14 protein-coding genes, 1 tRNA gene and 1 pseudogene are annotated in these 13,299 nt (G+C 50.7%); 12 read left to right on the plus strand and 4 right to left on the minus strand.

Going from position 1 to position 13,299, the window contains the following annotated elements:
* A partial coding sequence (locus IQ219_RS08775; protein ID WP_194072358.1) for a GumC family protein occupies window positions 1–1,773 on the plus strand: 1,773 nt, incomplete at its 5' end.
* 46 nt (window positions 1,774–1,819) lie between these two features.
* Here the strand turns inward: IQ219_RS08775 and IQ219_RS08780 are convergent.
* Window positions 1,820–1,892 (minus strand) — tRNA-Val (locus IQ219_RS08780).
* 7 nt (window positions 1,893–1,899) lie between these two features.
* Here IQ219_RS08780 and IQ219_RS08785 point away from each other — a divergent pair.
* Entirely contained in the window at window positions 1,900–2,550 is a 651-nt protein-coding gene (locus IQ219_RS08785) for a metal-binding protein (protein ID WP_228016834.1), read from the plus strand.
* A 25-nt stretch (window positions 2,551–2,575) separates the two neighbouring features.
* On the opposite strand, the gene IQ219_RS08790 is transcribed toward IQ219_RS08785, so the two are convergent.
* Entirely contained in the window at window positions 2,576–3,433 is an 858-nt protein-coding gene (locus tag IQ219_RS08790) for a YaaW family protein (RefSeq protein WP_194020686.1), read from the minus strand.
* 177 nt (window positions 3,434–3,610) lie between these two features.
* The gene (gene infC, locus IQ219_RS08795; protein ID WP_010871520.1) at window positions 3,611–4,144 is read right to left on the minus strand and encodes a translation initiation factor IF-3; all 534 of its coding nucleotides are present in this window, start codon (window positions 4,142–4,144) and stop codon (window positions 3,611–3,613) included.
* Window positions 4,145–4,411: 267 nt separating this feature from the next.
* Between infC and IQ219_RS08800 the strand changes: the two genes are divergently transcribed.
* The 10 genes from IQ219_RS08800 to aroF all read left to right on the plus strand — a co-directional run bounded on the left by IQ219_RS08800 (window position 4,412) and on the right by aroF (window position 12,655).
* On the plus strand, window positions 4,412–5,020 hold the full coding sequence (locus IQ219_RS08800; RefSeq protein ID WP_194072359.1) for a Uma2 family endonuclease: 609 nt from the start codon (window positions 4,412–4,414) through the stop codon (window positions 5,018–5,020).
* An 11-nt stretch (window positions 5,021–5,031) separates the two neighbouring features.
* Complete coding sequence (gene dusA / locus IQ219_RS08805; protein WP_194072360.1) at window positions 5,032–6,039, plus strand: tRNA dihydrouridine(20/20a) synthase DusA; 1,008 nt, start codon at window positions 5,032–5,034, stop codon at window positions 6,037–6,039.
* 268 nt (window positions 6,040–6,307) lie between these two features.
* On the plus strand, window positions 6,308–7,570 hold the full coding sequence (gene metK, locus IQ219_RS08810; RefSeq protein WP_194072361.1) for a methionine adenosyltransferase: 1,263 nt from the start codon (window positions 6,308–6,310) through the stop codon (window positions 7,568–7,570).
* 111 nt (window positions 7,571–7,681) lie between these two features.
* Window positions 7,682–8,167 (plus strand): allophycocyanin subunit alpha-B, encoded by a 486-nt coding sequence (locus tag IQ219_RS08815; RefSeq protein ID WP_190599121.1) that lies wholly within the window; start codon window positions 7,682–7,684, stop codon window positions 8,165–8,167.
* Window positions 8,168–8,292: 125 nt separating this feature from the next.
* A complete protein-coding gene (locus tag IQ219_RS08820) occupies window positions 8,293–8,802 on the plus strand; it encodes a hypothetical protein (protein ID WP_228016838.1) in 510 nt (169 codons plus the stop codon).
* Window positions 8,803–8,897: 95 nt separating this feature from the next.
* Window positions 8,898–9,368 carry a M48 family metallopeptidase gene (locus tag IQ219_RS08825; RefSeq protein ID WP_190599122.1) on the plus strand — a complete coding sequence of 157 codons (471 nt, stop codon included), beginning with the start codon at window positions 8,898–8,900 and terminating at the stop codon, window positions 9,366–9,368.
* 100 nt (window positions 9,369–9,468) lie between these two features.
* Window positions 9,469–10,482 (plus strand): permease, encoded by a 1,014-nt coding sequence (locus tag IQ219_RS08830; RefSeq protein WP_194072362.1) that lies wholly within the window; start codon window positions 9,469–9,471, stop codon window positions 10,480–10,482.
* Window positions 10,483–10,636: 154 nt separating this feature from the next.
* Entirely contained in the window at window positions 10,637–10,906 is a 270-nt protein-coding gene (rpsO, locus tag IQ219_RS08835) for a 30S ribosomal protein S15 (protein ID WP_190599124.1), read from the plus strand.
* A 17-nt stretch (window positions 10,907–10,923) separates the two neighbouring features.
* Window positions 10,924–11,400, plus strand: coding sequence for a PAM68 family protein (locus IQ219_RS08840; protein ID WP_194020680.1), 477 nt, complete (start codon window positions 10,924–10,926; stop codon window positions 11,398–11,400).
* Between the two features lie 199 nt (window positions 11,401–11,599).
* Window positions 11,600–12,655, plus strand: coding sequence for a 3-deoxy-7-phosphoheptulonate synthase (gene aroF, locus IQ219_RS08845; RefSeq protein ID WP_190599126.1), 1,056 nt, complete (start codon window positions 11,600–11,602; stop codon window positions 12,653–12,655).
* Between the two features lie 191 nt (window positions 12,656–12,846).
* On the opposite strand, the pseudogene IQ219_RS08850 reads toward aroF, so the two are convergent.
* Window positions 12,847–13,299 (minus strand): annotated as a pseudogene (locus IQ219_RS08850) (hypothetical protein); the annotation flags it as partial.

Below are 13,299 nucleotides of genomic sequence, written 5' to 3' on the forward strand. Positions count from 1 at the left end.
GCTGAACAATATTTGGACTATACCCGTAGGGAACAGGCCAGACAGGAGAGCGAAAAACTCCGCTTTGTTAATGAACAGTTACCCAAATTCCAAGACCGGGTAGCAGGGTTGCAAGCGCAAATGTTGGCCTTGCAGCGGCAATATAAGTTTTTTGATCCTAGCCAGACAGCAGAAAATATCAGCTCGCGCCTCAACGAAATCAATGTGCTCCGGCAAAATTTGTCGATCAAAATCCAACAACTAACGGCCAAACGGAATGCTCTGGAACAAAAAACGGGCATAGATAACAATAGTGCCTTTGGCTTGAGCTCCCTAGGGCAATCCCCTGTCTATGCAGGCCTAGTGAGCCGTCTCAACGAAATCAACCTCAAATTGGCGGAGGTCAGCACCATCTACACTGGCAATAGCCCCCAGATGGAACAATTGCAAGAAGAAAAGGATAACGTTTTACAGTTGATCAGAGCTGAAGCCGAAAAAGAAAAGGGGACGCTCAGCAATGGAGATTTGGCTCAGGTTCTCACCGCCACAGACGTGGGGGGCCCCAAGGCAGAAGCTTTGCAAGAACTTGCCAGTGTTGGCATCGAGCTGGATATTCTCAACATTGAACTGGTAAACATGATTGAGTCGGAAACAGAACTAAGAAATCAACTGGAAAATTTCACCACCATTGCTGGCCAGTTTGCTAGTTTGCAACAGGAGCTAGAGCTACAAAGAAATGGTTTAACCCAGTTGGTGACCACAAGGCAAGCCTTGGAGGTAGAAGTCGCGAGGAGCTTTGTGCCGTGGCGCTTAGTTTCCGCCATCACCCTACCCGATAAACCAATCAACACTTTGCCCAGGGATATTTTACTCTCTGCCATGCTGGGACTTCTGGCAGGGGGAGGCGCCGCTTTATTGGTGGATAGATTGGATCCTGCCTATCACAGTGTGGAAGACTTAAGAGCTAGTCAGCATCACACCATCCTCGGGTACATTCCCCTGGAAAAGGAACTGCGGGCCAGCATTAAGTATGGTTCCCCTCTGCCCAATGAGGCTATGCAGGAATCCTACGCTAAGCTCTATTCCAACCTATTTTTCCTCAAACGCAAACGCCAGTGCCATTCCTTTGTGGTCACCTCTGCTGAATCGGGGGATGGGAAATCCACTACGGCTTTTTTCCTGGCCCAGGCCGCCGCTAAGTTGGGGCAAAAAGTTCTACTAGTAGACGGCGATCGCTATTTTCCCCAAAAACAAGCCTGGTTAAAATTGGCCAAAATCACGGGCTTTGGGGGCGAAAATACAACCTCCGATGGCAATGGCGTGCTCAGTACCCTAGCTGCCAACTCCAATGGTCAAAATGACGATTTACCTGAACTTTTGGGCAAGAATTTGTTCTATTTCAAAGTTCAAGATGACACCATGACCCCGGAGCAGTTAGTTTCCGCCTCCCAGAACTTTGTGGTCAAAATGAACCAGTGGAAAGAAACTTTTGACCTGATTTTGATCGATATCGATACGCCCCCCATTTTGGGACTAACGGATTCCCGGCTCATTGCGGATCAAACTGATGGCCTACTAGTAGTGGTACGCCTTAATAAAACCCGTAAGGACAGCCTCAAGGAAGCCTTTAGGGAATTGGCCTTGGCGGATTTGAATGTGCTGGGAATTGTGGCCAATGCGATCACTTCCACATCCGGTGGATATGGTTATTACTATGGCCGCTACTACAGCAACCGCTATTACGATCGCCAGAAGCTAGCCAAGGCTAGGGAGGAAGCGGAAGGCAGCGTGTAGCCTGGGCGTTTTGAACTTATTTAATCATTTAATTTCAAAACTTCTATGGGCGATGACGGGCTCGAACCGCCGACATCCTGCTTGTAAGGCAGGCGCTCTACCAACTGAGCTAATCGCCCTTTACTCATGCTTAATCACTATATCATAGGTTATCGTTTTGTTCGATCGCCGTCGGAAAAATTTTTTTTCCTGGTTGCCCATTCCTTTTTTCCCTTTGCCATGCCCGCAGGTAAAATCCATGACCGCATTACCCTGGGGGCTACCCCCGCCGTTATGGCCGTAGCATTTATCAGCACCGGCAGTGCCCGATTGACCCTACTAATGGCGATCGCCTTTGGCTTTAGTGGGCTAATGTTTGGTCCAGATCTGGACATCCATTCCTGCCAATATAAACGGTGGGGCTGGCTGAGGTGGATCTGGCTCCCCTACCGCCGCTTTATTCCTCATCGATCGCCCCTTTCCCACGGCTTTTTAATCGGTACTATGTTGCGATTGTTGTACCTAAGTTGTTGGTTATTGTTAGCGGCCCTGGGGATGGGGATAGTATTGGTACTGTTACAAAAGCTCAATTTAGGGAGGCTACAGGGCGTTGACTGGTTATCCCTGGGGCAATGGGTGCAAAATCACCGCGGAGAATTGGTAATCATTTTCCTGGGCTTGGAAGCAGGGGCCATGGCCCATAGCCTCAGTGACTGGGGAAGCAGTTGGCTTAAAAAAAGACTGGGGCGCAAAAAACAAACCCGCCCAGGCCAATCCAAGGCCCGCCGCCGTTCCTAGGGCATTCTAATTTGCTCGCCTCAACCTAGGCCAGTTGCCAACAGGTTTCCCTGGTTAAGCGAATTTGGGCCAAGGTAAAAATAACCGGAATAATGCGCCCATAGTTGGTGGCGATCGCCCGCCAACCCAGATCTGCTAGGAATAATCCCCACAGGGCCGGCCCCAACACCGAAAAAATTGTCCGCACTGCCCCGTAGCGAGCCGTTCCCATCAGCACCCCCTGTTTGGCAGTTTGGAGAGCCAACTGACTTTGCAACTGACCCGCCGCATTCAATCCTCCCTTCACCAACATTGATTTAGCCACCTGATATTGGGCTATGTGTACCGTCACCTGCTGTAAAATGCGTCCCAACAGCAGAGGCCGCAGCACCGAACTAACGGCGATCGCCCCACCTCCTTTGAGGATGACATTAACAGGATTATGTTGAATTTGCAGCGGCAGAGGTTCCGGGAGGGGAGAATTAATCAAGGACCGTTGAATTTTGCGGGTTAAATTATTTTGTTCCGCCGGGGGCAACTTTTGCCAAGCCTGGTTAACCAAGTGGAGAAAGATATCCGTCTCCAAATCCAAAGTAGTCATCTGTTGGGCGTAGGGCACCTTGAGAAATTGACAAACCCGAATTAGGGTATCTCGATAGCTAAATTGTTTGGCCTTGCCCCGCAAAACCGTCAGACCATCGGCGGCCAAGTAACGGAATCTTTCCTCCAGGGAACTTTCCCACAACGGACGACCCAAGCTTTGTACCTCCAACGGCAGAGGGGTTTGCAGATAATCCAAAGGATTAAACTTTCGACAAAAAAGAATTTGAGTTAGTTGGGTCAGTTCATCCTCCGTCGCCAACTCCAACGCTGAGCGCAGTTCGTCCAAGACCTTTTCCTCCACCAGTGGGGCTCTGCTGACTTACCTATTCTAGGACAGGGGCCGAAAACTTGTGCCGTCCTCTGGCAAGATTGGTACTGTAACAGCCATGCAAAAAATCCCCTCAGATGGTCCCAGGGGATGCAAAAAATATTTAAACTATCTAACGGTTAACGGTTTGGATACACCGTTGCCGTAGGGCTAGACTTTTTTGGGGGAAAGGAACATCATCATATTGCGTCCTTCCCGTTTGGGAGCCTGTTGGATGTCCGCCTCGGTGGCCAGATCCGTTGCCATGCGGTCTAGTAATTCCTTAGCTAGGTGGGCATGCTGAATTTCCCGGCCCCGGAAGTTCACCGTTGCTTTCACTTTATCGCCAGCTTTGAGGAAGCGCTTGGCCTGATTAATGCGCACTTGATAATCGTGCTCATCAATTTTGTACCGCATTTTTACTTCCTTAACGTCGGCGGTATGTTGTTTTTTCTTGGCTTCCCTGGCTTTTTTCTCCTGCTCAAATTTATATTTGCCATAGTCCATGATGCGGCACACCGGCGGATCGGCGGTCTCACTCACTAACACAAGGTCGAGCCCCCGCTCGTCGGCGATTTCCATGGCCTCGTTGGGGGTAATAATCCCCAATTGGGCACCGTCACTGTCAATGACTCGTATTTCTGGGAAACGTATTCTTTCGTTAATTTGAGGTAGGTCGCGTTGGGGTCTTCTTTTATCGGCCACAGGTGTTTTTTGTTGAAGTTTGTAGGTAATGTTGGGTTTACAAGCGAAAATGCTGACTTTGCCATTTTACCGATTCTTTCGGATTTTCGGCCCGCAATCTATTCGCTCTCCCTTAGGGTACTCCCCCCTCGGGAAACGGTAAATGGGGTTATCCGGCCAGTATTTTAGCTTTCCTTGGCTGACCAAAGGCGATCGTAAAGATATTTAACGAAAGGGAGTGGGGCAATAAAATGGAGACAATCAATTTAGACAAATTTGGCAAGGCAGATGGTTGCTCTCTCCTCCAATGGATACTTTTCCCCCGACGATTACCTAGAGTTTGAAGGTCGCAGTGATGTTAAGCATGAATACATCAATGGCCAGATTTATGCCATGGCCGGGTCAACCAAGGCCCACAACATAATTTCTCTCAATTTAGCTCTGGCTTTGCGCTCCCGCCTGATGGGGAATAATTGTCAGGTGTTTATGGCGGATATCAGGGTGATGCTCTTAAATCAGAGACGTTACTATTATCCCGATGTTGTGGTTGCTTGCGAAGATAATGATGATACCAATTCCTCTATAGTTCAATATCCCAGGGTAATTGTTGAGGTTCTGTCGGAATCCACCGAAGGCTTTGACCGGGGCAAAAAGTTCCAGGATTACCGCACCTTGCCCAGTTTGCAGGCCTATATTTTGGTTAATACCCAGCAGTATTTGGTGGAGTGTTTCCAGCGGACTCCCCAGAATTTTTGGTTACTGAAGTCCTATGAAGGCCTAGAGGCGATCGCCGACATTGAAGCCCTGAACTTGGCCATTCCTTTGGCGGAAATTTATGCCACTCTGGATCTGCCCGCCCTGACGGATGAAATTGCCCTAAAGACTGACTTAACCTAAATATTGCCCTGATGACCAAAGTTTTTTCCGATGGTGCTGTTAACCCCCTCAGTGTGGCGCCGATGATGGACCACACCGATCGCCATTTTCGTTATTTCCTGCGGCAGTTAACCAGGCATACCCTGCTGTACACAGAAATGATCACCGCCCAAGCGATCCTCCACGGCGATCGCCCCAAATTGTTGGACTTTAGCCCGGAGGAAAAACCGGTGGCCCTGCAATTGGGGGGGGATAACCCGCAACTGTTGGCGGAATGTGCCCGCATTGGTCAGGATTGGGGCTATGACGAAATTAACTTAAATGTGGGTTGTCCCAGTGATCGGGTGCAGAGCGGCAATTTTGGGGCTTGCCTCATGGCTCAGCCGGAGTTGGTCGCCCAATGTGTGGCAGCAATGCAAAGGGCTGTGGCCATTCCCGTTACCGTCAAACATCGCATCGGCATTGATGATCAGGATAGTTATGAAGACCTAGTCAAATTTGTGACCGTTGTGGCCCAAGCTGGTTGCCAAAGATTCACTGTCCACGCCCGTAAAGCTTGGCTCCAGGGTCTCAGTCCCAAGGAAAACCGCACCATTCCGCCGTTACGCTACCAAGATGTCTATCAGTTGAAAAAAGACTGCCCTGAATTGGCGATCGAAATTAACGGTGGCATTACCCAAATGGAGCAGATCAACGCCCATCTCCACCATGTAGATGCGGTAATGGTGGGGAGGGCCGCCTACGAAAATCCCTACCTTTTTGCCACGGTAGACCGGGATATTTACCAAAAAACAAATTTAATCCCCAGCCGAGCAGAAATTATTGAGCGTATGTTGCCCTATGTGGAAGAGCGTTTACGCCATGGCGATCGCCTTAATCAAATTACCAGGCATTTATTGAGCTTATTTAATGGTCAACCCAGGGCTAAATTTTGGCGCCGTACCCTGAGCGATTCCCGTCTATTAGCGTCAGCTGGGCCGGAACTGTTAGAAAAAGCCCTCAAAGCCCAACAATCCCAGGACGTTCTGCAACCCGTTTAAAAAGTGACATTGCTAGCCAATGCTCCTCTCCAAGGAGGGTAAGTCATCGTCATTGCCCTCTGTCCGCAGGGGAGCGAGGGGAAGTTAATTATAATTTTCGAGCTTTCGAGCAAACCAGCCCTTGGTAGCCTGGGGAACAAATTTTGGCGATCGCCGTTTTCTTACCGGGGGAGAGAACCTGTATGATGAAATGTTAATTTAACTTAACAAGCTTTGTTGAAGGTCTTGTTTGCCCAATAGCCTTTATCGTGTACGAGGACTGAAGACTTTGTCTAAGCGCTATTTATTTACTTCCGAGTCGGTGACAGAAGGCCATCCCGATAAGGTGTGTGACCAGATTTCCGATACCATTCTTGATGCCCTATTAACCTTAGACCCCAACAGTCGAGTAGCGGCGGAAACCGTAGTCAACACCGGCTTAACCCTAGTGACGGGGGAAATTACTTCCCAAGCCCACATCAATTTTGTCGAATTAATCCGCCAGAAAATTGCTGAAATTGGCTACACCAATGCCGACAACGGCTTTTCCCACAACAGTTGTGCTGTCATGCTGGCGATCGACGAACAGTCCCCCGACATTTCCCAGGGGGTAACCGCCGCCCAGGAACAACGCCACGCCCTCAGCGATGATGAGCTAGACAAAATCGGTGCCGGCGATCAAGGCCTAATGTTTGGCTATGCCTGTAACGAAACCCCAGAATTAATGCCCCTGCCCATCAGCTTGGCTCACCGCATTGCCCTGCGCTTATCGGAAGTGCGTAAGTCCGGCCAATTGGGCTATCTGCGCCCCGACGGTAAAACCCAAGTTTCCATCCTGTACGAAGATGGCTTGCCCGTAGCCATTGACACCATTCTCATTTCCACCCAGCACGACGAGCACATTGGCGATATCACCGATAACGATGCAGTGCAGGCCAAAATTAAGGCCGATCTTTGGGACGTGGTGGTGGGCCATTGCTTCAGCGACATTGCCCTCAAACCTACCGATAAAACCCGCTTCATTGTCAATCCCACCGGCAAATTTGTTGTGGGAGGTCCCCAGGGGGATGCGGGGTTAACGGGAAGAAAAATCATCGTGGACACCTACGGTGGTTATTCCCGCCATGGCGGCGGTGCCTTTTCTGGTAAGGACCCCACCAAAGTAGACCGTTCTGCAGCCTATGCCGCCCGCTATGTGGCCAAAAACATTGTGGCCGCTGGTTTAGCGGATAAATGCGAAGTACAGGTCAGCTACGCCATTGGGGTTGCCCGCCCCGTCAGCGTTTTAATTGATACCTTTGGCACCGGCAAGGTGGACGAAGAAAAACTGCTGGAAGTGGTGTTGGCAAACTTTGAACTGCGCCCGGCTGGTATCATCCAATCCCTTAATTTAAGGAATTTGCCCGCTGAACGGGGGGGGCGGTTCTATCAAGATGTGGCCGCCTATGGCCATTTTGGCCGCAATGACCTAGATTTACCCTGGGAATACACCGATAAAGTGGATGTGTTGAAAGCGGCCTTTGCTTCTAGCCCCCAAGCAGTGGCCGTCTAGGCAAGTAGCTGGTCAAAAAATCTACCGCCTCGGGAGGAGGGTATTTAGCCTGGGGCGGTATGGGGCAACTCAGGCTAAACTACAGTATGATATGAAATTCTTGTTGATATCATGAGTGTAGTTAGTCAAGTTATTTTGCAAGCCGACGATCAACTCCGCTACCCCACTAGCGGTGAACTCAAAGGGATCCAGGCATTTTTAACCACCGGTGCCCAGCGTATTCGCATTGCGGAAACCTTGGCCGAAAATGAAAAAAAGATAGTTGATCAAGCCCAAAAACAACTGTTTAAAAAGCATCCTGAATACCGAGCCCCGGGGGGTAATGCCTACGGTCAACGGCAATACAATCAGTGCTTGCGGGATTACGGTTGGTATTTGCGCCTAGTTACCTATGGCGTTTTAGCGGGCAACAAAGAACCCATTGAAACCACTGGTTTAATCGGTGTTAAGGAGATGTACAACTCCTTAGATGTGCCGGTGCCGGGCATGGTGGATGCGGTGAACGTACTGAAAGATGCAGCTTTGGGACTGTTGAGTGCAGAGGATGCCAATGAGACAGCTCCCTATTTTGATTACATCATTCAGTTCATGTCCTGATTGGTTTTGGGACGAAGATTAACGAAGATGGCGGTGGGTTCCTTTGGCCGACCATGCCTTCTTCGTTTTCTCTTTTTTGGCTGTTTTGATCACGCTAGTCCTTAGCCCTGGGGGGAAAACTGCCCATGCCCTGGCTCAAATCTATTCCTTTTTTGTCCATTGCCTTGGTAATTATTACCTATGTTGCCTTTGGCTGGAGATTGGCTGAGGCCAGTGTGCCCTGGAGCATTATGTTCCATGAACATCTCAAGGGCCTGCGGGTCGATATTGATCAGAGGACGGTTCTGGCTTTAATCCATATTTTCACTCTGTTTATTATCACGTTGACCACTTTAGCTTTGACTACCCCCATTACCTTAATGACCTATGTGGTAGGTAATTGGGCCAAATCGGAACTGCGGTCGATGGTGTCCATGGTGTTTTGGTGTTTTGTGTTTGTGGTGGCCCTGCGGTGGTTTAACTATTTCACTTCATTTTTGTTGCTGCTGGCGGCGGCCATTCTCGGTCGGATTGAGTTGCGGAATCTGGGCATGGGCCAGGGGCAAAGCTTGTTACTATTAGCCCTAATCTGCGGCTCGGCCTTTGCCTGGGGAGTGTATGGTTATTTCTTCTACTATCCCCTACCCCCCGCCTAATTTTCTCGGTTAATGGTCAAAGAAACCCCCTACTATGGCTAGGTTGTATAACCTTAAAGTTTGATTTTGTTGTTATTGGGCATTCCCCCTTTTCTATGGCTTCCACCAAAAAGATTTTACAAAAGACGTTCATCATTGCCTCGGGGTTGGCTTTTCTGGGCATGATGACGGTGCCGATGCTGACTATGTTGAGGGGCAATGCTAACCAAAACCAAACGGAAGCCCCATCCCAGGGAACACAACCAACGGCGGCGGAAATAGAGCAGTTAAAGGCGATCGCCGAAGGCTATGAAAAGGTGTTGCAACGGGAACCGGATAACCCCAACGCCTTGCAAGGTCTAGTGGAAGCACGTTTGCAGATGGGGGATTTGGCGGGGGCGATCGCCCCAATGGAGAAGTTGACAAAAATTTATCCGGAGGAAGAGGGGCTAAAACAATTGCTGGCGGCCATTAAACTACAGGTGGAAAATCCCCAGTTGCCTCCACCCCAGAATCCTTTGGCACCGACGGAACCCAATAACCAGGGCGGGGGGACAGAGAGTACGCCTCCCCCGACTCAACCCTAGAAAGATCGCAGTTTGGTATTATCATTTTTTGCTCCTCTCACCCTGAGCTTCAGGAATTTTTTTGTCCCCTGGGCTAAGTCTGCCTGGCTTTGATTGAATCATGACCCAATTGCACGAAGCCTTTACTATTTTTTTGAGCTTACTGGTGGAGGCCATTCCCTTCCTCACCTTTGGGGTGGTGCTCTCCAGTGCTCTGTTAGTATTCAGCGATGAAAAAAAGTTAATTGCCTACATCCCCCGTAATCCCTTCCTGGGGGCGATCGCCGGTAGCCTGGTGGGGTTTATGTTTCCGGTGTGTGAGTGCGGCAATGTGCCCGTGGCCAGAAGATTTTTGATGCAGGGTCTACCCCCCTCGGTGGCGGTGGCCTTTTTGTTGGCCGCTCCTACCATTAATCCCATTGTGATTTGGTCCACCTGGGTGGCCTTCCGGGACCAACCGGGCATGGTAGTGGCCCGCATTGTCTGTTCTTTAATCATCACTGTGATCATTAGTTGGGTGTTTAGTCGTCAGTTGGATGCAGTGCCCCTGCTCAAGCCTGCCCTGGGTCGCAGATTGGCCTACCTCAATCGTCCCGAGGAATCTCCCCCGGCGATCGCCTGTGAGTCCCCCCTTTTGCAATCGGGCACCTTTATTTTGGGTAGTGGCAACAGCGGTCAACTGCTGAAACTAGATGAGCAAGCGGTGGAAACCCTCTTACCCCCCATTACCCCCAGCCGTTGGGAAATGTTCACCGACAATATTGTGCAGGAACTGCGGGAATTGGGTGGCATGCTAATTTTGGGCAGTTTAATCGCCGCCGTTATCCAAGTTTTTATTCCGAGGGAATGGATTTTATTGTTGGGGCAGGGCACCATTAGCTCCATTCTGGCCATGATGCTGTTGTCGGTGGTGGTATCGGTCTGCTCCACAGTGGACTCATTTTTTGCCCTTTCCTTTGTCTCCACCTTCACCGGTAGCTCCTTGCTGGCATTTTTGGTCTTTGGCCCTATGATCGACGTCAAAAGCATTGGGCTATTGTTGTCTGTCTTCCAGCGGCGCATTGTCATCTACCTCCTCCTTCTGGCGGGGCAATTAACTTTTCTGCTCAGTTTGGCCCACAGCTATCTGTTTTGAATCTGGAATAATCTACCCAACCACGCCCTTCCTTACCAATTAACTGCCCCCCTTGGTCCGGGGAAGGGGACCTCCGGCAAACGTGATATAGTAAGAGATTGCAACGAAATTTATCGCCTAGTATTTTACCGCTCAGGTTTTTTTCACAGAGAATATGTCCTTAACCCAAGTCCGTAAACAAGAATTGATGACCGAGTATCAAGCCCACGAGACTGATACTGGGTCCGCTGATCTGCAAGTGGCCTTCTTGACAGAAAGAATTACCCAGCTCACAGGGCACCTCAAAGCTAACCCCAAAGACCACGCCTCCCGTCGGGGCCTGCTCAAAATGATTGGTCGTCGTAAGCGTCTATTGAGTTTCATCAACGCCCGGGAGCCGGAACGATACCAAGCCCTGATCAAACGCCTCGGTATCCGTCGTTAAGTTTTTGCATTTTTCCCATGGCTGACCCCACCAACCGAGACCGCCTTCCTTTTGAACGGAAATCCAAAAAGAAAAAGGTCGAAAAAAAGCCCCCCTCAGTGGCGGCCCCCAGCAGTAAAACCAGCAGTGCCAAAGAAAAAAAATCCCGCCGCTCAGCGGACAGTGGCATTCCCGCCGTGGTGAGCCAGCGGATGGTCAAGCGCATGGCCTTGTTTTCCGGCATTCCCACCGGTTTGGGCATGTTGTCCTTTGTGCTTTTTTACCTCGTTGTGAGCCGGGACTGGTTTGAAATTCCCACCTATGTGGTGTTTGCGGTGAGCCTGCTGTTTTTTGGTCTGGGGGTGGTGGGTCTAAGCTATGGCATTTTTTCCACCTCCTGGGAAGATGAACCAGGTAGTTTGTGGGGTTGGCCAGAATTTCGCCTCAACCTGGGTCGCACCATCGCTGTCTGGCGCAATGCCCAACAAACGGCCCCGGACAACGGCGATCGTTAAATAGCTTTGGGCAATGTTCAAGATTTGTGAATTTTTGTTAACAAAGTTAACGATTGGTCAATAATGGTTGCCCAATCCTGCTGGTCAAAATAATTTCGTTAAAATTACCATTAGTTCGGCTTTGCGAGTCCGCATTTGTTATTAAGCTTGTAGCTAAAAAATTTCCCCCTGTTCCACCCTATCGAAAGAGGAAGTTATCATGATCGTCGTCATGAAAGTCGGCACCCCAGATATAGAAATTGAGCGCATTGGTAAGGAGTTTACTGAACGGGGCCTGACCCCCGAAAAAATCGTCGGCAAACATAAAGTAGTGATGGGATTGGTGGGGGAAACCGCCGGACTTGATCCCCTGCAAATCCAAGAAGTTAGCCCCTGGATTGAGGATGTGTTGCGGGTGGAACAACCTTTTAAACGGGCTAGCCTGACTTTTCGCCATGGGGAATACAGCGAAGTGATTGTTTCTACCCCCGCTGGCCCCGTGGCGATCGGCAAGAACCATCCTGTGGCGGTGGTGGCCGGGCCCTGTTCCGTGGAAAATGAAACTATGATTGTGGAAACGGCCCGTCGAGTTAAAGCAGCCGGGGCCCAGTTCTTACGGGGCGGCGCGTTCAAACCCCGCACTTCTCCCTACGCTTTCCAAGGCCATGGCGAAAGTGCTTTGGGTCTGTTGGCGGCGGCGAAGGAAGCCACTGGTTTGGGCATCATCACCGAGGTCATGGATGCGGCGGATTTAGAAATCATCGCGGAAGTGGCGGATGTGATCCAAGTGGGAGCCCGCAATATGCAGAATTTCTCCATGCTGAAGAAGGTGGGGGCCCAGGATAAGCCGGTGCTGTTAAAGCGGGGCATGGCGGCCACCATTGATGAGTGGTTAATGGCGGCGGAATACATTCTGGCGGCGGGCAACCCCAACGTGATTCTCTGTGAGCGGGGCATTCGTACCTTTGATGGCCATTACACCCGCAATTGCCTCGATTTGTCGGTGTTGCCTGTGCTGCGCTCCCTCACCCACCTGCCCATTATGATCGACCCCAGCCACGGTACTGGTAAGTCTGAGTATGTGCCTTCCATGGCCATGGCGGCGATCGCCGCGGGCACCGATTCCTTGATGATTGAAGTGCATCCCAACCCAGCCAAAGCCATGTCCGACGGGCCCCAATCCCTCACCCCCGACCGCTTTGATGAAACCATGCAACAATTGGCCGTGATTGGCCAAACGGTGGGACGCTGGCCCAAAGTAGCGGCCCTAGCTTAGGCATCAGCCTTCAAACTCTGGAAACTAAGAGCTTTAGTTTGCCCCCCCAATCGACCTAGTTCCGGCAATACTGGGGGCTTTTATCTACTCTCCTTCAAACTTGGGAGTGGAATCTTGAAAACATTTTCAAAACCAATTAAACAAGGCCCGACGGAAAAACCAGCGGGCTTTTTTTTGCTTAATGCTGGGGACTATTTGGGTTGATCTTCCAGAAAAGCCTTCACATCCCCCAGGGGAGTTAGGACTAGGCGGATGGTTTCCACTCTGTCATCGGCCAGGGGAGACACCAACGGTTCCCCCGGCGCAGGTTGGGGTAAGCGGGCCATGTAAATGCTAGCGGCCCGGCCTAGGGGCACAGTTCTTTTCACCGTGCCATTGGGTTCAATTTGCAGACGATATTCCAAGGTTTGGGTTTGATCCTCCGCCGGTTGCCACTGCTGTTGATAAAACCTCCGCACTTCCGCCACCTGGGGAATGGTGTCCAGCAAATTGGTGGAGCGGGGTGGCACAGAGCGGGGTCGGGGCGGTCTGAAACTAATGGGATTGGAGCCCGGTGGCAGGGAAGGTAAATCGGGAGCGTTGGGTAAGACTTGGCCACCGTAGGGCAAGGGCTGGCCGTCGGGGCGGGGCAAGATGGCTAGGGC

The organism is Synechocystis sp. LEGE 06083, from assembly GCF_015207725.1.
In the GTDB taxonomy this organism is placed as follows: Bacteria; Cyanobacteriota; Cyanobacteriia; order Cyanobacteriales; family Microcystaceae; genus Synechocystis; species Synechocystis salina.